Below are 22,156 nucleotides of genomic sequence, written 5' to 3' on the forward strand. Positions count from 1 at the left end.
TGACGGTCACCCTTCCGCATCGACGCGGTAGCACAGCCGATTCGACTGGAGATTCGATGCCATCCGTTCCCCCCATCCTGGCTCGCATCCTGGAGAAGCCGCGGGCCGACGGCGAGCAGCTGCTGGAGAGCGCGCTGTCGGCCTTCCTCGACTTCGGAATCAAGCGCACCAGCATGGGTGAGATCGCGCGCCGCGCCGGAATCAGCCCGGCCACCCTCTACCGGCGGTTCGAGTCGAAGAACGATCTGATCGAGGCCGTCGGGGTGCGCGAGGCGCAGCTGTTCGTCGCCGAGATCGAGCAGCGGGTCGCGGGCATCGCCGACAGCGAGGACCAGCTGGTCGAGGTGTTCGTCGCGTTCATCACGCTGCTGGCGCGAAACGAGTTGCTACAGCGGCTGCTTCGGACCGAACCGGATCTGATCCTGCCGCGGCTGACCACCGAGGCGGGCCCGATCCTCGCGGTCGGCCGGGCCTATCTCGCCGACAAGCTGCGCGGGCTGCAGAAGTCCAACGACGGCTTGGATTTCGACGCCGACCTGGTCGCCGAGATCATGGCGCGCCTGGCGCAGTCGCTGGCCCTGACGCCCGAGGGCATGATTCCGCTCGGGGACGAGAACGCCGCCCGCGAGTTCGCCCGCCGCACGCTGATGCCCATGGTGGCGGTGCCGCGCGCCTGAGCTACCCGGGGCCGAACGCACCCGTGTCGACCGCCGGATCCAGCGCGAACGCCGCCGCCACCAGCTCGTCGAGCGCTTCCTGATCGAGATCCGCTGCGCCGTCGACACATTCGCCGACCAGCACGCCCAGTGCCGCCGCCGCGGGGGTGGCCGGATCCGGCAGCGGCAGGCGGCCGACATACTGCGTGATCCAGCGCCGCCGCCCCGCGTACAAGCGATTACCGCACACCGCGTCGTAGAAGCGCAGGCCCAGTGTCGAATTCGCCACACCCATCAGCAGATGCGCGAGGAGGTCGTCGCCGATGTCGGGCAGCGAGATCCAATAGCAGTCGCCGTTGACGATCGCGCCGCTGCGGTCGAGCGCGAACCGGGGCCGCACGCTGATGTCGGGAAACACCAGTTTCGGCCGCGACCACAGGTGCGGGCGCTGCGGCACCCAGATCTCGAACCATTCCCGCCCGCCCGCCGCGACGTAGTCCCGCGCGGCCAGCGTGTCCTTGTGTTCGGCCAGATACGCTGCGGCCGCGGGGAATTCGCCCAGATCTATCGGCGTGCGCCGGGACCGGGTCACGTCGTAGGGATACAGCACCCGCCTCGGGCTCGCCCGCGTGATCCGCCACGGCGCCAGGTCGTGGTGGGTCAGCAGATCGAACAGCAACTCCGATTCGGGCCGCGGATCCCGCTCGTCCCACCGGTCGGAGATGAACACCCGATCCGCGGTCGTCTTGATACCCACCCGGATTCGCGCCACCTCCCCGAACGTCCGCCAGGTCCGCTCCCCCACCCGCCGCAACCACGCATCCCTGCCCGGCCGCGACATCCGCCACGGCACCGACGAGTCGATCGGCGAACCTGCGTATTCCACTGCCGCACACGGTTGTCCATCGCCATCGACCGCGGCGACGGCATCCGGACCCGATTCGGTCGAGAGATCTCGTGCCGCCCCGGAGCCCGCCCCCGGTGCGTCGACACTCCCTCTCCCCACCAGTTCCGCTGCCGAAGCACCGGATTCGGACCCGTTTCCGAGCGGGCGGCCCCGAATCATCGGCGCCCCCACCGACACCAGCCCAGCCACCGGGCCCGCCGAGCTGGCCTGGCCAGCCAAGTCAGCCGGGGTAGCCTGTCCAGCCGCAGCAGGCGAGGCAGCCTGGCCAGCCACATCAGCCGACGCAGCCTGGCCAGCCACATCAGCCGACGCAGCCTGTCCAGCCACATCAGCCGACGCAGCCTGGCCAGCCACATCAGCCGACGCAGCCTGGCCAGCCACAGCAGCCGACGCAACCTGGCCAGCCACAGCAGCCGACGCAACCTGGCCAGCCGCGGTGGGCGAGGTGGCCCGGCCAGCCGCAGCAGGCGAGGGGGCCGAGGTGGCCTGGCCAGCCGGAGTAGCCGGACCAGCCGAGGCGAGAGTGCCGATCTCGACGGCGATTGTGCGGCCGCCATGTGTCACCAGTGCGTCGCCAGATCCACCCAGGGCGGCGAAAAGATCGGAGCCACTGGCTGTTTCGGCAGTTTCCAGCTCGTAGGCAGACACGTAGCGGCAGTGCCCGACCGGCCGGTCCCGCACCGCGACCGTGATCGCGGGCAGCACGGCGGCCTCGAACAGCTTGGTGTCGCCGAGGTCGTACAGCTCCACCGGCGACATCTCGGCCCGCAGCAGGGCACGCAGGTTCGCCCCCGCCTTGGTGGTGAGAAAGCGGTTGGCGCACAACAGCCCCAGCACCCCGCCGGGTCGCAGCAGCCGGGGCACCGTCGCGACGAACGGGTGGGTCAGGTCGATGCGACCGCGCAGGCCGAACCGCTGGCTGAGCAGCCGCGCGGTGTCCCCGCCCAGCTGCTGCGTCCGCACATACGGCGGGTTGGTGATCACGACGTCGAAACTCTCGCTCGTCAAATCCTCTGCGGCACACAGAAAATCCCCGGTGCGCCAGTCGACGCCGAGTCCTCTCACGCGCTCTCGCGCCACCCGGACGGCATCCGCGTGCAGATCGAAACCCACCAGCCGCAAGGGTATCCCCGGAAACCGCTGCGCCGCCGCTCGATTCACGGCCAGCAACAGTTCCCCGTCGCCGCAGGCGGGATCCAGCACGCGCAACTCACGCTGCGGAGCCACGTGCTCCACCAGCCGCTCGGCCAGGAACCGCGCCAGCCGCTCCGGCGTGTAGTGCCGCCCGTGCCGCTTGCGCGCGCCCGCCCCGCCGAGCCCCGCACCCGCCCGCCGGTCCGCCGATGCCTGCCCGCCCCAGCCATCCATATCGGGCATTCTGCCCGTCCCCACCCCGCTCCGCGCGCAATGCGCCGGTACGCCCGCGATCCGCGGTTCGTCTCCCGCACCCCGCCCGCATTCCGGCACCCGCTCCAGCAGCTGCAGGGGGTGCGCCGACAAGCGCGGGGTGCGAGAAGCGCGGGGCGGGCTACTCGGCAACGAAGATTTGCAGGGCCGTGATCTTTCCGCCGCGGGACACCTCGGCCTCGGCGATGCCGCGGCCGCCGGGTGTTTCGACCGTGGTGGTGACGAATCGCCCGGCGGCGATGGTCTTGCCGACCTCCAGCCCGCCCGCCCGGGCGACGAATCCCTCGATGCCGATAGGGGTTCCGGCCCAGTACACCCCCGCGTCCGGGGCCAGGGCGCCCCGCACCGCCGCGCCGTCGCCGCGGCCGGCGGCCAGCAGCAGCCCGGTCGCCGCGCGCCTGCCCGCCGCGCCGACTCGGAGGAAGCCCCGCGCGAAACCCAGTGCGCCGCCGATGCCCTGATTGCCCAGCAGCCGCGGCGCCAGCTTCGCCGCGGCGGCCAGACCGGGGACCCCGGCGGCCAGCAGCTGCCCGATCATCACCGGCAGCTCCCAGTGGGCGCGTAGCCGCCGGATCTTCAGTTCACCGCCGGTTCGGACGACGTCGTAGCGCAGGTGCATCGGCACCCGCAGCGTGACGCCGGTCGACATGGTCGTCTCGATCGCCAGGTCGCGGTACACCGTCATGCCGCAGACCACGTCGTGTTCGAGTCGAAAGGCGATGCCGTTCGGCGCGATGAAGGTGTCGTAGAACCGCTCGACCGCCGCCGTCCCGACGTGCGCCCGCGCGCCGACCGGATCCTCCACCCGGGCATCGGTGGCGAACAGGCCCACCCACGCGGCCCGGTCGTGCACGGCGACGGCCCGCGGTGACAGCTCGACGGTGGCCAGCAGTTCGGGTGCGGTGGCAGACATCGGCATTCCTTCGCGCTTCGGTGCGGGCGGCATGACCCACCCAATCTATAACGCGTTCTAATTCAACCAACCTGCCTGACAGTACACCTAAGGCCGCGACGACGGGATCTGGTGGAGAGTGGGGGGATGGCCTGCTCGGTAGCGGCAGTAGGTGGCGGATTCTGTGGTTGTGCGGGCTCGGTGGCTGTGGATGGCGGCGCCGTTGGCCAGGGCCGTTGCGCAGAGGAGGATGGTTATGGTCCACAGGCCTACGGAGAAGCCGCGGAAGAATGCGTCCTCGCCCGTGCCGACTCCGGAGAACACCGTGATGATCGGCGCCAGCGCCAGGGGGCCCAGGACGAGGCCCAGCCTGCTCACCGTGGCCTGCACGGCCGCGACCGAACCCGCCCGATCGGGCGCCACGGCCGAGATCGTCACCGCGGACTGCGCGGCCTGCGTCCACATCGCACCGAAACCCACGAGTGTCCCGACTGTCGCGTACAGCCAGGACTCCGCCCGCACGTCCACCCACCCGCCTAGAAAGACCCCGAACGCGCAGCACAGCAGGCCGAATATCAACATCTCCCGCAGCGGCACGCCCCGGTCCTGCGCCGACCCGGCCAGCACCGCGCCGATGACCATGCCCAGATACATCGGGACCGCGAGGATCAGCGCCGTGGTCGCCGCCCCCTCCGGACGGCCCGCCAGCAGTGTCGCGATCGGCAGCGTGTACGCGACGGCGGCCACGTCGCAGGCGAAACCCGCGAGGCAGGCGGCGGTGAACGGCGACGCCCGAAACAGCCGCACCGGCAGCGCGGGCTCCGGACGGCGATACTCCCACCACGCGAACGCCGCCGCCAGCACGGCCGCGAGCGCCAGCGCCCCGAACACCTGTCCACTGCGCCAACCGGTTTCGGCCACCCGGTACGTCCCGCCGAACAGCGCGACCGGCACCGCCGCGGCCAGCAGCACGCCGACCACGTCGCCGCGCCGCCGTCCGGTCCCGGCGACGGGAACCACCGCCCAGCCCGCGGCGACCAGCGCCACCGCCACGCCCGCGGTCAGCAAATACCCTGTGCGCCAACCCGGTCCGGTGACCAGCAAGCCCCCGGAGACACCGCAGACCAGGACGGCCGCCGACTGCACGGCCAGCCACATGCCGACCACCGCGGGCAATTCGTCCGGGAAGAACAGCCCCGGCAGCACGGCCAAGGCCGTCACGACGAGCGCGGCGGTGGCCGTGCCGGTGACCGCGCGCCCGACGATGAACATGACCGGATGGAAGGCGAAAGCCGTGATCAGACAGCCGATTACGAGGCCGCCGCCACCACCGAGCAGCATCCGGCGCCGCCCACTGCGATCACCGAGCACCCCCGCCGCCAGCAAGCCGGCGGCGGTCAGCAGTCCGGCGATCCCCGCCGCCAAACCCGCTGCGGCCGAGCCCATCTCGAACTCCTGCTCGATCTGCGCCAACGCGACGGCGTGCACGGCCGCGTCGACGCCGGGCAGGCAGGACAGCAGCGCGACCGCGCACAGCGCCAGTCGCCGCCGATCCCACCGCTGCGCCACCCGGCCCGGCCACACCTGCGGTACCGGAGTGTCGATCGTCGCCAAGCGCTCCCCTTCCCGAGCATCGAATGTCGTTCGCGGACATCGTGCCGAGCCGATCCCGGGGAGTCGGCGAGGCGCGGCCGACCGTTGCTGATCGGTAACCGTTCAGCCGCCGCCGACACTTCCTGTCCATCGGTGGGAAGCCGGTAGCGTTCGTCGTGCATGAGCCGAACAAGTCCATGCCTGCTCGGGCGCAGCGTGTCAAACCGGGTTTTACCATCTCGGAACCTTCCGGCAAGCGCATCCAGCATCGGCGTCACCGCCGTAGATGTTGCTGCACGCTGCGCCCTGCACAGTGCGACTTGGGGCCGTTCCACATAGCTGTCCCCGGGCCCTGCGCTAACCCTGATGCGCGGCCTTTGCGCGATCGCGCACCGTGCCGATCAACCCGCTCCCGCGCTCCTTGGCGGTAGCGGCGAGATCGGGTCCGCGGTCCTTCGCGAAGTCGGTCCACTCCGCGCCGTGCCCGCGCGCCAGATCGGCCCATTCCGCGCCGTGCTCGCGCGCGACCGCCGCCACCTCCGCACCCTGTTCCCGTGCGGCCCCGGCCCATTCCGGCCCGTGGGTCTTGACGTAGTCGGCCCACTCCGGTCCGTGCGTTTTCACGTACTCGGCCCACTCGGTCCCGTGCGTCTTGAGGTATTCGGCCCACCGGGACCCCTGGGTCTGCGCCGCACCGGCCAGTTCGGTTCCCTTGGCCGCCGCGGCGTCGGCGAGCAGCCGGGTGCGAATCGCGGTGTCGTGCGCGTGTTCTCGCAGTGCCCCTCCCGCCTCGCCCCCGGCGACGGCGCCGATCGGGAGCGCTGCCCGGACCGCCTCGGTGGACCGGCGGGCCGCCCGCCTGCCGCGCCACCCCAGCGACGGCTTGCCCTCGGTATCGGCTCCCGCGATGAGCAGACCACCGAGCAGGCCGAGGTCCTTCAGAAATGCGGTGCGCTTGCTCGCGCGGCGCTCCGGATCCTGTTCCGCCCAGAAATCCTGCTGGGTCACTGTCGCGGGGACCACCGTCGCCGCGAGCACCGTCGCGGCGATCCGCGGCATCCTGCCCAGCGCCAGCAACCCGCCAGCCGCCACCTGGGCCGCCGCGGTGACCCGCACCAGCGTCGCGGGATCGACCGCCGCGTTCAACGAATCCGAGGCGCCGCGGGAGATCAGTTCGGTGGCGGACCGCACCTGCCGGTCGGGATGCAGCAGCGTGTCCACCCCCTGCACGACGAACGTGGACGCGAGCAACGGTCGGGCGAGGCGGCGCAGCAGCATCTTCGACCCCTTTTGCATCGTGAGTCGTACCGGGACAGGTCGTTAACAAGCCCCAACAGGCTAACACTGGGCAACGCTACCCACCCGCCGGCGCGGGCGCGGTGTTTCCGATCCGCGGCATCAGTGCTTGCGGCCGACCGGCGTGCCCGACATGAGAGCGCGGGCGTGCGCGAGCACGGTCGGCCTGGTCCTCGTTCAGCTCAGCGTGTCCAAATCGGTCCGGCCGGCCAGCAGGGCGGCGATCGCGTCGCCGGTGTGGGCGGGCGGGGCGGCGTGCGCGCTCAGCCTGTCCCAGATCGCATGGTACGCATCCAGATCGCCGCGCCGGTCCAAAAACTGCGCGCCCGTGGTGTGGTGGAGGTGCACGATATCGCCGAGATCGGGTTCGTCGAAGCGAAGCAGCGTGAACGGCACCGCGCTGATGGCGGGCCCGCCGACGTGGTCGGGCAGGATCTGCACGGTGATATCGGGCCGCGTGGCGGCGTCCGCCAGGTGCTCGAGCTGGTCGCGCCAGATCTCGATGCCGCCGAAGGGACGGCGCAGCGCCGCCTCCTCGATCACCAGCCACAGTTTCGGCGGGGCCGGGCGGTGCAGCAGGCGCTGCCGCCGCATCAGCAGTTCGACGCGCCGCTGCACGTCGGCGGTCGGGCCCGGCCGCGACAGCGCGGACACCGCGTGCGCGTACGCGGCGGTCTGCAGCAGGTCCGGGATCACGCCCGGGGCGTAGGAACGCACCACGGTGGCGGCGTCCTCGAGGGCGAGGAAGGTGTCCAGCCGCTGCCCGGCATCGTCGTCGACCTGCCAGCGCCCGGTGCCGTTGGCCCGCTGCGCCAGCCGCAGATAGTCGGCGCGGGTGTCCGGATCCGCCACCCCGTACAGCGTCAGCAGATCGTCGATGTCCATCGCGCGGAATCCGACCCGCCCGGCCTCGAGGCGGCTGATCTTCGAATGGGAGGCCCGGATCGCGCGGCCCGCGGCCTGTCCGCTGATCCCCGCGGTCTCCCGCAGCCTCCGTAATCGCGCGCCCAGGACCAGGCGCAGCACCGCCGGATCCGCGCCCGCTCGGTCATGACCCACGGCGCGGGCCGCTACGGCGTTACCTTCGACCACGGTTCTCTCCTGTCGGGCTGCGGCGTCGCGTCATCGAGTGTGCCACAACGACTTCCAGCGCACCGATCGGCGATCGCACGTGCGGCCGCACGTGCACCGACGCGGTACACTCGATCAGGAACCGTCGGCGCCACTATCGAGCAGGGGGATGCCGTGACCGAGTCACTCGGACCCGCGACCACGTCCCGCGTCGGGATAACGGACGTCACCAGGGAATACGGCATCGAGGCCGTCCAACGGCGGATCGCGCACCTGCGCGCGTCGGGCCAGCACTACGCGGCGCGGGCCATCGAGCAGGAGCTGTACGCCACCGACGCCTGCCGCCGTCCGGCCACCCCCGGCGGCCGGAAAGTGTTGCGCGATAAGGACGCTCCGCGGGTAGCATAGGCGCGTTCGGAGCCGAGCGGCATCCGGCATCGCATCCGGAAACGACTGCGAGACAGAGGTTTGAGCCTATGACCGAGGACCGGGCGATCGCGGGCATCGATATCGATACCCCCCACGCGGCCCGTATCTGGAACTACTGGATGGGCGGCGCCGACAACTACCCGTCCGACCGCGCCGCCGGCGACGCGGTGGCAGAGGTGTATCCGGATATCGTGCGGATGGCCAAGCTGTCGCGAGAATTCCTGGTGCAGGTGGTGAGTCATCTGGCAGGGGCGGCCGGGATCCGGCAGTTCATCGATGTGGGCACCGGATTGCCGACGATGCAGAACACCCACGAGGTCGCGCAGCAGATCGCGCCGGAATCCCGGATCGTCTACGTCGACAACGATCCCCTGGTACTGGCGCACGCGCGGGCGTTGCTGACCAACACCAGCCCCGAGGGCGTGACCACCTACGTGCACGCCGACTTCCACGACCCCGACCTCATCCTGGCCGAGGCCGCCGAGGTCCTCGATTTCACACGGCCCACGGCGGTGTTGTTCATGGGCGTACTCGGCTACGAACCCGACCTCGCCGTGCTGCGCGACATCACCGCCCGTATGCTGGAACCACTGTGCGCGGGAAGCTATCTCGTGCTGTGGGACGGCACCGATACCGGCGACGAGGTGGTCGCGGGCAGCGAGAAACTCGTCCAGTCCGGCGGCGTGCCGTACATCCTGCGCGGCCCGGACCAGTTGCGCGCCTGTTTCGAGGGGCTGGAACTGGTGGAGCCCGGGATGGTCCCCATCACCGACTGGCGCCCGCTCGCCCGCCGCATCGGCCCCACCGAACCCCTCGACGCCTACGGCGCGGTCGGCCGCAAGCCCTGACCCGCCGCCGCACAGCTCCGGCGGCCCGCCGCCCCGCGACGGCGGAAAGCGTTGCGGCGGTGAGGCACAGCGCGGTCAGCACCGCCCTGCCGAAAATCGGCGCCAGAATCGGTGTCACCGGCGCTCTCACGACCACGGCCGATCGCCTACCCGAATGCGGCTCCGGTGTGATCCGCCTCACCAACCGTGGAATCTCCACCGGGCTGGAGTTCCTACCGTTCTGGAACATCACCGGACGAAGGAGCGCACACATGGCCATGTCGATGACCGAGGATCAGGTCTGGGAGGCCGTCGCCGCCGAGCGCGCAAGCCTGGTCGAACTGCTGCGGCCCCTGCCCGGATCCGGCTGGGACCGCCCCTCCCTGTGCGATGGCTGGCGGGTGCGCGATGTCGTCGCGCATCTCGTCGCACCGGAACAACTCACCGGAACCGCTGTGGCACAGTTGCTTTCGGAGCTGGCGCAACGCAGGTAGAGCGACGGCCCTCGCTCGGGCAACCTCTCCCCGGTTATTTCCGGCATACTTTGGCCGGAATCCCCCACCGCCGCAACGCCGAGTCCAACTCCCGCGCCAACTCGCCCACACGACCGCGACCACGCGGGGCAGGGGGGTAACGCACCAAAACGCGCACCACCGCGGCCCTCACCGAACCTGTTGCTTTCTCGATGTATCCGACACTGTGGTCGTCACCCGCGTTCAGCTCGAATGCCCGCGCCGCGTGGGCGGCCGCGCCGACGATGTGCAAGACCTGAGTCGCCTTGGCGAGCGGGTGAAGATAGGCCGCGCCGCACGCCGCGACGGCCGCCCGCGCCACCTCGCTCGCCGCGGCCTGCCCCGCATCGCGCGCTTCCCCATACGCCCGCTGCGCCGCCCACGCGGCGTCCCGAATCGCCTTCGACCGCCTGGCGCCCTCGGCGAACTCCCGCGCGGCCTCGATCGCGGCGCGCGGCCGCCGATCGCCGGGACAGTCGCGCTCGAAGATCGCCAGCGCGGGCTCCGCACAGGCCGCGGCATATCCCGCGACCTCGCGCAGCTCTTCCATGCCGAGTTCGATCGTCGGATTCTCGCCAGCCGCGTTCATGGCATCAACGGTATCGTTGAACAATCGGTTGGCACTTTTCTGAGGCAACAGCATGAAGTATCGACATAACCTTCAAACAGCTGGACAGACCACCGGGCCGGCTACCGGAATTTCAGGACGAGCATCTACCGGAAGCGGGCCAGCCGGCGCGCGAGATACCGGCTGTGCGGGCCGACGCCAGTCCCGGGTGCGAGCGGGACAACCCGTTCCGGTGCGCGGGCAGCCCGGCAGCGTCGAGCCGGACCAGATCGCGCAGATGCGCGAAGGCGGGCCGATATCCGGCGGTGCCGATGCGGCGGATATCCCTGCCTGCCCCGCGCCGATCACGATCGCTGGCGTATTCATGGCGAGTCTGATGGTGGCATCTCACCCGGATCCGGCCAATCGAATTTCGGCGCCGCTCTATCCGTCCGGAAGCGGGCGGCGCAGCTCGGTGACGGCGATGCGGGCGGCCTCGGTGATGGCCGCGTCCGCGACGGGCAGCATCGGGTCCGCCCGGGCCGCGCGGGTGAACACCGCCACCGCGACCGGATACTCGTCGGCGAACTCCACCACGGCGACCTCGTTACGAATGGCACCGATGGTGCCGGTCTTACCCGCCACGGAGACCCCGCGGTGCGGGAACGCCGCAGCGACCCGATGCGGCCAGATCTGCTTGCGCATCACGGATTTCACGAAATCGGTCTGCCCGGCCGACAGCACGTCCCCGGACCAGACGGCACACAGGAAGCGGGTCATCTCCTCCGGTGTCGTCGCGCTGGCGAAGGCGGGATCGTAGGCCGACACCGACCAGGCCTCGTCGTTGTCGGCCAGGGCGGCGAAGGCCTCGGCGGTGGTGTGGGTGTCGGTATCGCGCACCAGGCTGCGGTGCTGGTCGGCGGTGCCGCCCACCACCTGTGTCTCGGTGAGGCCGATCTCGTCGAGCAGTTCCTCGACCGCCGCCAGGCCGATCTCACCGAGCAGCACGTCGGCGGCGGCGCTGTCGGACACCGTCATCATCGACGTCGCCAGGTCGCGGCGGCTCAAGGTGACCGGATCATGCAGTGCGGCAATGCCGGTCGGGCCGGGTGTGCAGTCGGAGGGACGCACGGTGAGGTGCGCGGTGGGGTCGATCAGCCCGGCATCGACGCAGCGGCCGAACGCGACGACCAGCGGCAGCTTGTACACCGAGGCCATCACCACCCGGGACCGGCCGCCGACCGAGATCTCGGCGGCCGGATCGCCGCACCGGCGGGCATGCAGCCACCCGGTGCATCCCGCGTCGGCGAACACGGCACGAATCCGGTCCGCCGCGGGACCGGTGTTGCCCGGCGTGTCGAGGTGCACGGCCCGCCTCATCGCAGCCGCTCCCGATACAGCATGCGGTCCATCGCCTCGGCGTGGGAATCGGCGTTCGGACGGCGAATGACGCGAACCCGCAACGCGATTGCCTGCGGCGCCGTCCGCACCCACGTCACGCCCGGCGTCGTGACCGGCGGAGTCGCCGTGAAGCCGAAACTCGTCCCCGAGGCGACGGCGGCGAGCAGCGTGCGGTCGTCGGCCGCCGTCACGGTCGGCGCGTCCACGCCGCGCTCGCGCAGCAGGTCGATCACGGTATCGAAGGCGGGCGGGTTGGCCGAGCGCGGCGGATGCGCGAAGGCCAGCCCGGCGAGCATCGGGAAGGTGGGGCGTCCGGCGGTGGCGCTGCGATGCTCCGACGGCACCACCAGCCACCGCGGCAGCTTGACCACGGGCCCGGCCGCGAGCCCGTCGACGAGGGCCGGATGCTCGATCACCGCCAGGTCGTACAGGCCCGCGCGGACGTCGGCGACCAGGTCGACAGTCGTTCCCACGGCGGTGGACACCGCGCCGTCGGCACCCACGGAGGCGCGCAGCGCGGTGACCCCGGCGGTCACCACCCGGTCGGGCAGCGCGGCGGTCGCGCCCCAGTGCACGGTGCCGCGGGCGTGGGCGATGCGGTGCGATTCGGCCAGCAGCTGTTCGGCGTCGTCGACGAGCAGTCGCGCGCGGGGCAGCAGCCGCAGTCCCGCCGACGTGAGCACCGCCCCCTGCCGCGTGCGGTGGATCAGCTCGACGCCCAAGTGGTTCTCCAGGCGCCGCAAACCCTGCGACAGCGGCGGCTGGGTCATGTCCAGCGCCGTCGCCGCCCGGCCGAAGTGCCCCTCGTCCGCCACGGAGACGAAATAGCGGAGGTGGCGGATCAGGTCCATGCGGCCATTGAACCAGCAGCGGCCGAGGCGCCCGCTCGCTCGGCGCGCCGGGGCCGCCACCGGAACCTGTTCATAGGCTTCGAACTGCGGATATATCGAACTCGACTCGTCCGGGCCGGGATCGGATATTGGCGCGGGCCGCCGCCTCGATGATGTCCTGCGGCGGTGAAACTCTCAGCATTTCCCCACCGCCGCCGGCGGTTCCTCGCCGCGGCGCTGGCGGCGGCCGCGCTGTCGGTCACCGCGGCGTGTGATGCCGGAACCGCCGAGCCGAATCCTCCGGCCGCCGCCGCACCGGCCGCGAACTTCACCGATCTGGAGGCGAAACACGGCGCGCGGCTCGGCGTCTTCGCCGTGGACACCGGCACCGGGCGCACCGTGGCGACCCGCGAGGGCGAGCGTTTCCCCATGGCCTCCACGTTCAAGGGCCTGGCGTGCGGCGCCGTGCTGCGGGCGCATCCGCTGTCGTCGGGCTACTTCGACCAGGTGATCCATTACCCGGCAACAGATCTCGTGGAGAACTCGCCGGAGACGGAGAAGCATGTCGAAACCGGGATGACCGTCGCGGAACTGTGTCACGCCACGATCACCCAGTCCGACAACACCGCCGGGAACCAGATACTGAAACTGATCGGCGGCCCTGCGGGTTTCACAGCGTTCCTGCGTTCCCTCGGCGACACCACCTCGCGGCTGGATCGCTGGGAAACCGAGCTGAACACCGCCATACCCGGCGACGAACGCGACACCACCACGCCCGCCGCGCTGGCCGCCGACTACCGGGCGCTGGTCCTCGGCGACGCCCTGGCCGCCCCCGAACGCGAGCAGCTGACGTCGTGGCTGCTCGCCAACACCACCGGCGGCAAACGCATCCGGGCCGGACTGCCCGCCGACTGGAAGGTCGGCGACAAGACCGGGTCCCCCGCCTACGGCGGCGCCCTCGACGTCGCCATAGCGTGGCCACCGAACCACGCTCCGCTCGTCATCGCCGTACTGACCGCCAAACCCGAACAGCACGCCCAGCCCGACAACGAACTGGTCGCCACTGCCACTCGCGAAGCCGTTGCAGCCCTGGGAATTACATCCCCACGGTAGGTCTACTCGACGCGGATCGTGACCTTCCGGCCCTCGGCGGTCTTCGGGCATTCGGCGAACTTCACGTAAACGCTCCTCGAAGACCGCCGCGCCGACGCGGACACAGCCGGGTCTTTCCACCTGGACGCGGTACTCAGCGGGATCCGGGCGCGAGCAGGCCGTCGATGACGATATCGACGGCGACGCGGAAGCGCTGGGCGCCATCGCCGGTAACGAGTTCGGTGGCGTATGCGGTGAGGAGCGGGAACCGGTCGCGCGGGAGCCCGGTGAAGGTTTCGTAGACCGGTTCGCGGCTGTCGGTGCGCCGCATATCGGCCTCGACGGCGGCGTGGGTCACCAGGGTCGCGAAGATGTCGGTGGCCCAGCCGACGATTACCAGCCCTCGGATATCGCCGAACTCCTCGACGGCAACTAGTCGATCCCGGTCGACGAGACCCGGCAGCGGACCGGCTCCGGCTCGCACCACCGAAGTTGTGTGTCACCAGGCCTTACGTTGTGTCAGCGAGCATGTCAGATCGGCGTCAGGGCGGTATCAGGCGGGCTCGCGACGGTAGGTGGCGTGAACAGCACTGCGTTTGCCGCATCGGGACCGCGGAATGGGTTCGGGGACAGCATGGTCCTCGATGGCCACGATCGGGCCGTCCGAGCCAGCGCGTACCCCGTGGTCCGCGCGGGATGGTTGATACGCGCAGAATGGCTGGGCCGGGTAGGACAGCACCTGCGGGGCGATCATGTTCTCGCCCAGCTGATTCGGTTCGCGCTGGTGGGCGGGGCCAGCAATATCGCGTATGTCCTGCTGTTCACGGCGTTGAGCGAGACCGGCCCGCTGGTCGCCAATGTCGCCGGGTCGATCGTCAGCACGGTGATCGCGAACGAGTTGCACCGGCGGCTCACCTTCCGGGCGGCCGGGCGGGTCGGCTGGTTCACCGCGCAGTGGGAAGGCGGCGGGCTGGCGCTGATCGGCCTCGTGGTCAGCACCGCCGCGCTGGCCGGTCTCGACTTCTGGGCGCCGGGCCTCGGCGGACTCGCGCAAGCGACCGCCGCGCTGACCGTCATGGCCTCGATCGGCGGCATGCGATTCCTCGCGCTGCGCGGCTTCGTCTTCGGCACGAGCCCGGCCCCTACCCCGTAGCCTTCGTTCCCGGGCGACTGTGCACGACTCCACAATTCGATAGCGGACCGATCCTGTCCGCTCGAGATGTCAGGGTGAGGGTATGGATGCAGAACACTTCGATTGGAACCGGACACTGCGCGAACAGTGGGAGTTCCACTGGGACAATCAGATTCGGCCGCGCCTGGCGGGCCTGACCGACGACGAATACTTCTGGTCTCCGGTCCCCGACGCCTGGAACGTGCGACCGCGCGGCACCTCGACGGCCCCCGTGCAGGCCGGTGCCGGGGACTTCACGATCGACTACGCCTTCCCGCCGCCGGATCCGGCGCCGTTCACCACGATCGCCTGGCGGCTCGGCCACGTGATCGTCGGCGTGCTGGCCGCGCGCAATGCCGCGCACTTCGGCGCCCCCGCCGCCTCGTACGAGAAATGGGAGTACGCGGGCGACGCCGCCACCGCCCTCGATCAGCTCGAAATCCAGCTGGATATCTGGACGACCGGAGTCCGCGGCCTCAGCGACGCCGCGCTGCGAACCCCGGTCGGCGACACGGAGCCCTACCCCGACCTCCCCGTCGCCGACCTGGTGCTGCACATCAATCGCGAGCTGATCCACCACCTGTCCGAGGTCAGCCTGCTGCGCGACCTCTACCTGCACACGACCGGAACCCGGTAACGGCGGGGTCAGTAGTCGATGCGGTCGGACTTGGCCAGCCAGGCGTCGAAGGGCGCGGTGCGGTTGGGCAGGTCCAGCTGCTCGATCCGCAGCGGCCACAGCGAATGGTCCTTCTTCTCGAACAGCTCGTAGAACTTGCGGTCGTCGAATCCGGCGACCGCGGCGTCGTGGCGGTCGGCGGAGTACAGGATCCGGTCGACCCGCGCCCACAGCGCCGACGACAGGCACATCGGGCACGGCTCGCACGAGGTGATCAGGACGCAACCCTCGAGCGAGAAGGCGCCCAGCTCCCGGCAGGCGGCGCGCATCGCGCTCACCTCGCCGTGTGCCGTCGGATCCAGGTTCGCGGTGACCTGGTTGTGCCCGATGGCGACGATCTCGCCGCGCCTGGCGACCAGTGAGCCGAACGGACCGCCGCCGTCCGCCACGCTGTTGGTGGCCACCTTGATCGCCTCGTCCATCCAGGCGCGCTCCAGCTCCTGGATGTCCACTTCTCGGGTGTGCGCGGTCACGGTCACTCCTTCTCGGATGCGATGGGCGGATGCTCAGCCCGTGCGGACCACGGCACTCATCCCTGACTTGTCGCAACTTCTGTGCGAGGAGTACACAGCCGATCACCCGGAATCAGCTAGGGATGGAACCCATGAAGACATCGGCGCACCGATAGCGGCTTTTCGTAGACTTTGACAAGAGCCGGAAACCGCGGCCGGCTCGAAACGATTTGTTTACCGCGAGAAACATTGTCGCCATATCCCGCTGTGCGATAAAACGATCCGAATGACGTTTCCCGGGCGGCCCGTCGGAGATTCCTCCAAACTGTGTAAGGTCCCTCCGCGGCCGCTTGACCGGGTGCCCCGCGGCAACGTAGTTTCGGTCACACCGACTCGTTGAGCTGGAAGGAGGCGAGTTCGGATGCCGACGATCTCCGATCTGCGTCGCCTCGCTCACCGGACCGTGTGGGTCCCCGGTCGTGTAGCGCACGGCTGCTGAGCAGCCTTCTTCCCGGCGTGCCCGCATGCGTCCGGGCATTTCCGATCTCTAGGCACCGCCTGCCGCACGTCTTCGCGTGCCGATCAGCGCTCCGGGTGCACGGGCCGCGCCTCCGAAAACAGAAAGCTCTCGAAATGGCGACTAGGATAATCGTATCGACCGCGCACCGAAATGAGGATGTGCCATGGTAGCGGCGCGGATCACGGTCAATGGGAAAGTCGCACCGATTTCCCCGGCCGCACCCCACACAACGGTGCTGGATTTCCTCCGTGAGCGTGGCCTCACCGGAAGCAAGGAAGGCTGCGCCGAGGGCGAATGCGGCGCGTGCTCGGTCCTGGTCGCGCGCCCGGGCGTGCGGCAGCCCACCGACTGGGTCGCGATCAACGCCTGTCTGGTGCCGGTGGCCGCGCTCGACGGCCAGGAGATCGTCACCTCCGAGGGCCTCGCCACGGCCGGTCCGCCCGGCGCCGCCCCCACCCTGCACCCGGTGCAACAGGAGATGGCACTCCGCGGCGGCTCCCAATGTGGTTACTGCACACCGGGTTTCATCTGCAGCATGGCCGCGGAGTACTATCGCCCCGACCGCTGCGCGGCGGGGAAGCAAGATGGTGGCGCGGCGGGCTACTCCGACGCCGAGCAGGGGCCGAACGGGTTCGATCTGCATGCGCTGAGTGGGAATCTGTGTCGCTGCACAGGGTATCGGCCGATTCGGGATGCTGCGTTCGCTGTCGGCGCTCCGGCGGAGGACGATCCACTGGCGCGGCGGCGCGAGCAGTCCCCGCCCGAGGCGGTCGCCACCGACTATGCGCAGGGCGGTCGTGCGTTTCGGCGGCCCGGCACGCTGGCCGAGGCGGTGGGGCTGCTGCGTGATCGGCCGGATGCGATGGTCGTCGCGGGGTGCACCGACTGGGGTGTGGAGGTGAATATCCGTGCCCGGCGGGCGGATTGCGTGATCGCGATCGATCGCCTTCCCGAACTGCGGGAGCTGCGCGTGGATTCGGAGCGCTTCGAGATCGGGGCCGCGTTGTCGCTCACCGAGATCGAACGGCGGTTGGGCGGCAGTGTGCCGCTGCTCGCGGAGTTGTTCCCGCAGTTCGCATCCCGGCTCATCCGTAACGGCGCGACACTGGGCGGCAACCTGGGCACCGGCTCCCCCATCGGCGACAGCCCGCCGGTGCTGCTCGCACTCGAGGCCTCGATCGTGCTCGCGGGCGCCGACGGTGCGCGCGAGGTGCCACTGGCCGACTACTTCACCGGCTACCGGCAGAGCGTGCGCCGACCCGGCGAGCTGATCCGCGCGGTGCGCATCCCGCAACCGCTGTCGCCGGTCGTGGCCTTCCACAAGATCGCCAAGCGGCGCTTCGACGATATCTCCAGCGTCGCAGTCGCTTTCGCGCTCGATATCGAGGATGGGATCGTCCGCAAGGCCCGCATCGGACTCGGCGGCGTGGCCGCCACCCCCATCCGCGCCCGCGACACCGAGGCGGCGCTGGAAGGCCAGCCCTGGTCCACGGACACGGTGGAGGCCGCGTCCCGCGTGCTGCAGGCCGAGGGCACGCCGATGAGCGACCACCGCGCCAGCTCCGAATACCGCTCGGCCATGCTCGGCCAGAGCCTGCGGAAGCTACACGCGCAAACCACCGAGGCGGTGCTGTCATGAGCGAGCGTTCCACCCACGCCGGACTCGAGACGAGAATTCTCGACGCTGGCAGCGAGGTCCAGTCATGAGTCATCTTTCGGAGCGGCCCGAGAACCCGGTCGTCGGCGTCGCGATGCCGCACGAGAGCGCTACCCTGCACGTCACCGGGACCGCGCTCTACACAGATGATCTGGTGTACCGGACCAAGGACGTGCTGCACGCCTACCCGGTGCAGGTGATGAAGGCACACGGCCGGATCACCGCGCTGCGCACCGAACCCGCGCTGGCCGTGCCGGGTGTGGTGCGCGTGCTCACCGGCGCCGACGTGCCCGGGGTCAACGATGCCGGGATGAAGCACGACGAGCCGCTGTTCCCCGACGAGGTCATGTTCCACGGCCACGCGGTCGCCTGGGTGCTCGGCGAGACTCTGGAGGCCGTCAGGGAGGGCGCCGCCGCAGTCGAGGTGGACATCGACGAGCGGCCCGCGCTGATCACGGTGCAGGAGGCCATCGCGGCCGAGAGCTTCCACGGCGCCCGGCCCGTGATGGTGACCGGCGACGTGGAGGCGGGCTTCGCCGAGTCGGCGCACGTATTCACCGGCGAGTTCACCTTCGCCGGGCAGGAGCACTTCTATCTCGAGACCCATGCGGCGCTGGCCCAGATCGACGAGGCCGGGCAGGTGTTCGTCCAGAGCAGCACCCAGCACCCCTCGGAGACACAGGAGATCACCGCGCACGTGCTCGGCGTGCCCAGCCACGAGGTCACCGTGCAGTGCCTGCGGATGGGCGGCGGCTTCGGCGGCAAGGAGATGCAGCCACACGGGTTCGCGGCGGTCGCCGCGCTCGGCGCCCAGCTCACCGGGCGCCCGGTTCGGGTGCGGCTCAACCGGACCCAGGATCTGACCATGTCCGGCAAGCGGCACGGCTTCCACTCCTCGTGGAAGATCGGCTTCGACGCCGACGGCCGCATCCTGGCCCTGGAGGCGACCCTGACCGCCGACGGCGGCTGGAGCCTGGATCTCTCGGAGCCGGTGCTGGCCCGCGCGCTGTGCCACATCGACAACGTCTACTGGGTTCCCAACGCCCGCGTCCACGGTCGCATCGCCAAGACCAATACGGTCTCCAACACCGCCTTCCGCGGCTTCGGCGGACCGCAGGGCATGCTGGTGATGGAGGACATCCTGGGCCGGTGCGCGCCGCTGCTGGGCCTGGACCCGATGGACCTGCGCGAGCGCAACTTCTACCGTCCCGGGCTGGGCCAGTGCACGCCGTACGGGCAGCCGGTCGGCCACCCCGAGCGGATCGCCGTCACCTGGGATCAGGTGCGCGGCAACGGCGACATCGACGAGCGCCAGCGCGAGATCGCGGCCTTCAACGCCGCGCACCCGAATACCAAACGGGCACTGGCGATCACCGGCGTCAAGTTCGGAATCTCGTTCAACCTCACCGCCTTCAACCAGGGCGGCGCGCTGGTGCTGATCTACAAGGACGGCTCGGTCCTGATCAACCACGGCGGCACCGAGATGGGCCAGGGCCTGCACACCAAGATGATGCAGGTCGCCGCCACCACCCTCGGCATACCGCTGCACAAGGTGCGCCTGGCTCCGACACGAACCGACAAGGTGCCCAACACCTCCGCCACCGCCGCCAGCTCCGGCGCGGATCTCAACGGCGGTGCCATCAAGAACGCCTGCGAACAGCTGCGCGGTCGCCTGCTGCAGGTGGCCGGTTCCCAGCTGGGCGCGAACGCCTCGGACGTGCGCATCGCCGGGGGTGTGGCGCGCGCGCTGGGCAGCGACAAGGAGATCGCCTGGGACGAACTGGTGCGGACCGCGTACTTCCAGCGGGTCCAGCTGTCGGCGTCCGGCTACTACCGGACCGAGGGATTGCACTGGGACGCAAAGACATTCCGGGGCTCGCCGTTCAAGTACTTCGCCTACGGCGCCGCCGCGACCGAGGTCGAGGTGGACGGCTTCACCGGCGCCTACCGCATCCGGCGCGTGGACATCGTGCACGATGTCGGCGACACCCTCTCGCCGCTGATCGATATCGGTCAGGTCGAGGGTGGTTTCGTGCAGGGCGCGGGCTGGCTGACGCTGGAGGATCCGCGGTGGGACACCGGCGACGGTCCCCACCGGGGCCGCTTCCTCACCCAGGCCGCGAGTACCTATAAGCTGCCGAGCTTTTCGGAGATGCCCGAGGAGTTCAACGTCACGCTCCTCGAGAACGCCACCGAGGAGGGCGCGGTCTACGGGTCCAAGGCGGTCGGTGAGCCGCCGCTGATGCTGGCGTTCTCGGTGCGAGAAGCGCTGCGGCAGGCCGCCGCCGCGTTCGGGCCGAGCGGGGTGAGCGTTGAGCTGGCCTCGCCCGCGACGCCGGAGGCGGTGTTCTGGGCCGTCGAAGCCGCGCGCCGAGGCGATGGGACCCGAAACGGGCAGGCGCGCAAGGACCTTGTCGATCCGAGTTCCGCGCATGGGTATGTCACCGACGGATCCGGCAACGGCGCATCGGGGCCCGGCCACGGCCATGTCGACAGCCGAACCCGCACCGGCACAGGCGCATCGGTCGGTGCCTGACATGACCTGGGTCGCCGCGGTCGCGCGGTTGCGAGCACGCCGAGAGTCCGGCGTACTGGTGACCGTCGCGACCGTGCGCGGCCACGCCCCGCGCGGTCCCGGGGCGAAACTCGTTGTGGGCCATACCGAGACGTGGGGATCGATCGGCGGCGGCAATGTCGAGGCCGTGGCGATCGACCGGGCGCGGGAGATGATCTCCGCCGCCGAGCCGGAGCCCGAGCTGATGGATTTCGCCCTCAGCGACAAGGTGGCCAACCAGCACGGCGTGCAGTGCTGCGGCGGCACGGTCTCGATCCTGCTGGAACCGCTGCCCGTGGTGCCCGCGGTGGCGATCTTCGGCGTCGGGCACGTCGGGCTGGAACTGGCGCGCATCCTGTCGCGCCAGGACCTCGACCTGCACCTGGTCGACACCCGCCCGGATGTCCTCACCGACGAGCGCCTGGCCGTGCTGTCGGACGCGGTGGCGCGGGTGCACCGGCATCACACGCCGCTGCTGCCGGAGGAGGTACTCGCCGAACTCCCGCCCGGCGCCCACGTCCTGATCATGACCCACGACCACGCCGAGGACGCCGCCCTCTGCGACGCCGCCCTGCGCACAACCGATTTGGGCTCGATCGGCCTCATCGGCTCGTCCGCCAAGTGGGCCCGCTTCCGCAAGCGGCTCTCCGCCGAGGGCGGGCACGACGAGTCGGCGATCGCCCGCATCAAGACCCCCATCGGCCTCCCGGAGATCACGGGCAAAGACCCCGCCACCATCGCGGTGAGCGTGGCGGCCGACCTCCTCCAAGCCTTCCAGCACGAGCACGCCTGACCCTCGGCGCCGTGTCGGGGCCGTGTCCGATCGACATCAGGTCGGTATCGGCGGGCGACAAGCTGCTCCCGGCCGAACTGCGGGCACAGATATTCACGCCGCACCCGACGGGCATCCCGCACATGGACTACGGCCTGGGAGAGTTCGTGCCGCAGACCGGCGACGGCACCGTCATCAGCCACAACGGCGGCCACGGTGCGCTGATGTGCAGCACAGCCGACGGCAGCAAGACCCTGACCGGCTCGCTGAACTACGTGGACGACGCCGACCTCTCCGGCGCGGCGGCGTTCCAGGCGGCACAGCAGAAGATGATCGACACCGTGTTCCGGCCGACTCGGCTCAGCCGACACACTGAGGATCCTGCCCCGCTTTTCAGTCCACCTTGTGGACCCGGGTCGTCGCCGCCGCGAGGGGCTTACCGGTCCGGCTTTCCGGGCGCAGTCGAGCGACGGGGCCGCCGTCGAGGTCCCGGAGCGTGGAGTGCGGCTCGCCATCGGCGAAGGCGTGGCGCTCCCCCCATTGCCGCAGCGCGACGATGGTGGTGAACAGATCGCGCCCGGCCTCGGTCAGTTCGTAGATGTGCCGCTTGCCGCCGGGCGTCGGAGTGCTGACGAGGATGCCGTGGTCGACCAGGCGGCGGAGGCGGTCGGCGAGGATATTGCGGGCGATCCCGAGCCGCTGCTGGAACTCGGTGAACGCGGCCGCGCCGTCCATGGCATCGCGCACGATCAGCAGGCTCCATCGGTCGCCGACAAGGTCGACCGTCCGGGCCACGGGACAGGTGGGGTCGGTCCACGCATCGGATCCGCGCGTCATGAGCTTCTCCCAATCGGTTGCAATTCGAAACTATTATGCCTTACTGTCAAACAGTTT

Annotated in this window: 21 protein-coding genes; 10 read left to right on the forward strand and 11 right to left on the reverse strand. The window is 70.2% G+C overall.

Annotated features, from left to right (window positions below):
* The first annotated feature begins 56 nt into the window (after nucleotides 1–56).
* Complete coding sequence (locus ACYVLQ_RS15375) at nucleotides 57–677, forward strand: TetR/AcrR family transcriptional regulator (protein WP_460698129.1); 621 nt, start codon at nucleotides 57–59, stop codon at nucleotides 675–677.
* Nucleotide 678: 1 nt separating this feature from the next.
* Here ACYVLQ_RS15375 and ACYVLQ_RS15380 read toward each other — a convergent pair whose 3' ends face one another.
* The 5 genes from ACYVLQ_RS15380 to ACYVLQ_RS15400 form a co-directional block, all read right to left on the reverse strand.
* A complete protein-coding gene (locus ACYVLQ_RS15380; protein ID WP_460698130.1) occupies nucleotides 679–2,940 on the reverse strand; it encodes an Eco57I restriction-modification methylase domain-containing protein in 2,262 nt (753 codons plus the stop codon).
* Between the two features lie 151 nt (nucleotides 2,941–3,091).
* On the reverse strand, nucleotides 3,092–3,889 hold the full coding sequence (locus tag ACYVLQ_RS15385; RefSeq protein ID WP_460698269.1) for a nuclear transport factor 2 family protein: 798 nt from the start codon (nucleotides 3,887–3,889) through the stop codon (nucleotides 3,092–3,094).
* An 81-nt stretch (nucleotides 3,890–3,970) separates the two neighbouring features.
* Complete coding sequence (locus ACYVLQ_RS15390) at nucleotides 3,971–5,476, reverse strand: MFS transporter (RefSeq protein ID WP_460698131.1); 1,506 nt, start codon at nucleotides 5,474–5,476, stop codon at nucleotides 3,971–3,973.
* A gap of 336 nt (nucleotides 5,477–5,812) precedes the next feature.
* Nucleotides 5,813–6,751 carry a DoxX family protein gene (locus ACYVLQ_RS15395; RefSeq protein ID WP_460698132.1) on the reverse strand — a complete coding sequence of 313 codons (939 nt, stop codon included), beginning with the start codon at nucleotides 6,749–6,751 and terminating at the stop codon, nucleotides 5,813–5,815.
* A 177-nt stretch (nucleotides 6,752–6,928) separates the two neighbouring features.
* Entirely contained in the window at nucleotides 6,929–7,843 is a 915-nt protein-coding gene (locus tag ACYVLQ_RS15400; RefSeq protein ID WP_460698133.1) for a helix-turn-helix domain-containing protein, read from the reverse strand.
* 153 nt (nucleotides 7,844–7,996) lie between these two features.
* Between ACYVLQ_RS15400 and ACYVLQ_RS15405 the strand changes: the two genes are divergently transcribed.
* The 3 genes from ACYVLQ_RS15405 to ACYVLQ_RS15415 all read left to right on the forward strand — a co-directional run bounded on the left by ACYVLQ_RS15405 (nucleotide 7,997) and on the right by ACYVLQ_RS15415 (nucleotide 9,572).
* On the forward strand, nucleotides 7,997–8,230 hold the full coding sequence (locus ACYVLQ_RS15405) for a hypothetical protein (protein WP_460698134.1): 234 nt from the start codon (nucleotides 7,997–7,999) through the stop codon (nucleotides 8,228–8,230).
* A gap of 68 nt (nucleotides 8,231–8,298) precedes the next feature.
* Nucleotides 8,299–9,099: an SAM-dependent methyltransferase gene (locus ACYVLQ_RS15410; protein ID WP_460698135.1), complete on the forward strand. Its 801-nt coding sequence runs from the start codon at nucleotides 8,299–8,301 to the stop codon at nucleotides 9,097–9,099.
* 59 nt (nucleotides 9,100–9,158) lie between these two features.
* Nucleotides 9,159–9,572: a maleylpyruvate isomerase N-terminal domain-containing protein gene (locus ACYVLQ_RS15415; protein ID WP_460698136.1), complete on the forward strand. Its 414-nt coding sequence runs from the start codon at nucleotides 9,159–9,161 to the stop codon at nucleotides 9,570–9,572.
* A gap of 34 nt (nucleotides 9,573–9,606) precedes the next feature.
* On the opposite strand, the gene ACYVLQ_RS15420 is transcribed toward ACYVLQ_RS15415, so the two are convergent.
* The 3 genes from ACYVLQ_RS15420 to ACYVLQ_RS15430 form a co-directional block, all read right to left on the reverse strand.
* Nucleotides 9,607–10,179 carry a putative immunity protein gene (locus ACYVLQ_RS15420; RefSeq protein ID WP_460698137.1) on the reverse strand — a complete coding sequence of 191 codons (573 nt, stop codon included), beginning with the start codon at nucleotides 10,177–10,179 and terminating at the stop codon, nucleotides 9,607–9,609.
* A gap of 402 nt (nucleotides 10,180–10,581) precedes the next feature.
* Nucleotides 10,582–11,517 carry a serine hydrolase gene (locus ACYVLQ_RS15425; RefSeq protein ID WP_460698138.1) on the reverse strand — a complete coding sequence of 312 codons (936 nt, stop codon included), beginning with the start codon at nucleotides 11,515–11,517 and terminating at the stop codon, nucleotides 10,582–10,584.
* Nucleotides 11,514–12,389, reverse strand: a complete 876-nt coding sequence (locus ACYVLQ_RS15430) for a LysR family transcriptional regulator (protein ID WP_460698139.1) — start codon at nucleotides 12,387–12,389, stop codon at nucleotides 11,514–11,516. Before ACYVLQ_RS15430 ends, ACYVLQ_RS15425 begins: the two co-directional genes overlap by 4 nt.
* Before the next feature lie 165 nt (nucleotides 12,390–12,554).
* On the opposite strand from ACYVLQ_RS15430, the gene bla reads away from it, so the two are divergent.
* Nucleotides 12,555–13,481, forward strand: coding sequence for a class A beta-lactamase (bla, locus tag ACYVLQ_RS15435; RefSeq protein WP_460698140.1), 927 nt, complete (start codon nucleotides 12,555–12,557; stop codon nucleotides 13,479–13,481).
* A 133-nt stretch (nucleotides 13,482–13,614) separates the two neighbouring features.
* Here the strand turns inward: bla and ACYVLQ_RS15440 are convergent, their stop codons facing one another.
* Nucleotides 13,615–13,947, reverse strand: a complete 333-nt coding sequence (locus tag ACYVLQ_RS15440) for a hypothetical protein (RefSeq protein WP_460698141.1) — start codon at nucleotides 13,945–13,947, stop codon at nucleotides 13,615–13,617.
* 147 nt (nucleotides 13,948–14,094) lie between these two features.
* Here ACYVLQ_RS15440 and ACYVLQ_RS15445 point away from each other — a divergent pair, with 147 nt between their 5' ends.
* Together ACYVLQ_RS15445 and ACYVLQ_RS15450 are read left to right on the forward strand one after the other, a co-directional pair.
* Nucleotides 14,095–14,613: a GtrA family protein gene (locus ACYVLQ_RS15445; RefSeq protein WP_460698142.1), complete on the forward strand. Its 519-nt coding sequence runs from the start codon at nucleotides 14,095–14,097 to the stop codon at nucleotides 14,611–14,613.
* A gap of 82 nt (nucleotides 14,614–14,695) precedes the next feature.
* On the forward strand, nucleotides 14,696–15,268 hold the full coding sequence (locus ACYVLQ_RS15450; protein WP_460698143.1) for a DinB family protein: 573 nt from the start codon (nucleotides 14,696–14,698) through the stop codon (nucleotides 15,266–15,268).
* 8 nt (nucleotides 15,269–15,276) lie between these two features.
* Here ACYVLQ_RS15450 and ACYVLQ_RS15455 read toward each other — a convergent pair whose 3' ends face one another.
* Complete coding sequence (locus ACYVLQ_RS15455) at nucleotides 15,277–15,780, reverse strand: nucleoside deaminase (protein ID WP_460698144.1); 504 nt, start codon at nucleotides 15,778–15,780, stop codon at nucleotides 15,277–15,279.
* A gap of 662 nt (nucleotides 15,781–16,442) precedes the next feature.
* Here ACYVLQ_RS15455 and ACYVLQ_RS15460 point away from each other — a divergent pair.
* The 3 genes from ACYVLQ_RS15460 to xdhC all read left to right on the forward strand — a co-directional run bounded on the left by ACYVLQ_RS15460 (nucleotide 16,443) and on the right by xdhC (nucleotide 21,283).
* Complete coding sequence (locus ACYVLQ_RS15460) at nucleotides 16,443–17,918, forward strand: xanthine dehydrogenase small subunit (RefSeq protein ID WP_460698145.1); 1,476 nt, start codon at nucleotides 16,443–16,445, stop codon at nucleotides 17,916–17,918.
* Between the two features lie 64 nt (nucleotides 17,919–17,982).
* Nucleotides 17,983–20,472 (forward strand): xanthine dehydrogenase molybdopterin binding subunit, encoded by a 2,490-nt coding sequence (xdhB, locus tag ACYVLQ_RS15465; protein WP_460698146.1) that lies wholly within the window; start codon nucleotides 17,983–17,985, stop codon nucleotides 20,470–20,472.
* Between the two features lies 1 nt (nucleotide 20,473).
* Complete coding sequence (xdhC, locus tag ACYVLQ_RS15470; protein WP_460698147.1) at nucleotides 20,474–21,283, forward strand: xanthine dehydrogenase accessory protein XdhC; 810 nt, start codon at nucleotides 20,474–20,476, stop codon at nucleotides 21,281–21,283.
* A 372-nt stretch (nucleotides 21,284–21,655) separates the two neighbouring features.
* On the opposite strand, the gene ACYVLQ_RS15475 is transcribed toward xdhC, so the two are convergent.
* The gene (locus ACYVLQ_RS15475; protein WP_460698148.1) at nucleotides 21,656–22,099 is read right to left on the reverse strand and encodes a winged helix-turn-helix transcriptional regulator; all 444 of its coding nucleotides are present in this window, start codon (nucleotides 22,097–22,099) and stop codon (nucleotides 21,656–21,658) included.
* Between the last annotated feature and the right edge of the window lie 57 nt (nucleotides 22,100–22,156).

The sequence above is a fragment of the Nocardia thraciensis genome, from assembly GCF_054782435.1.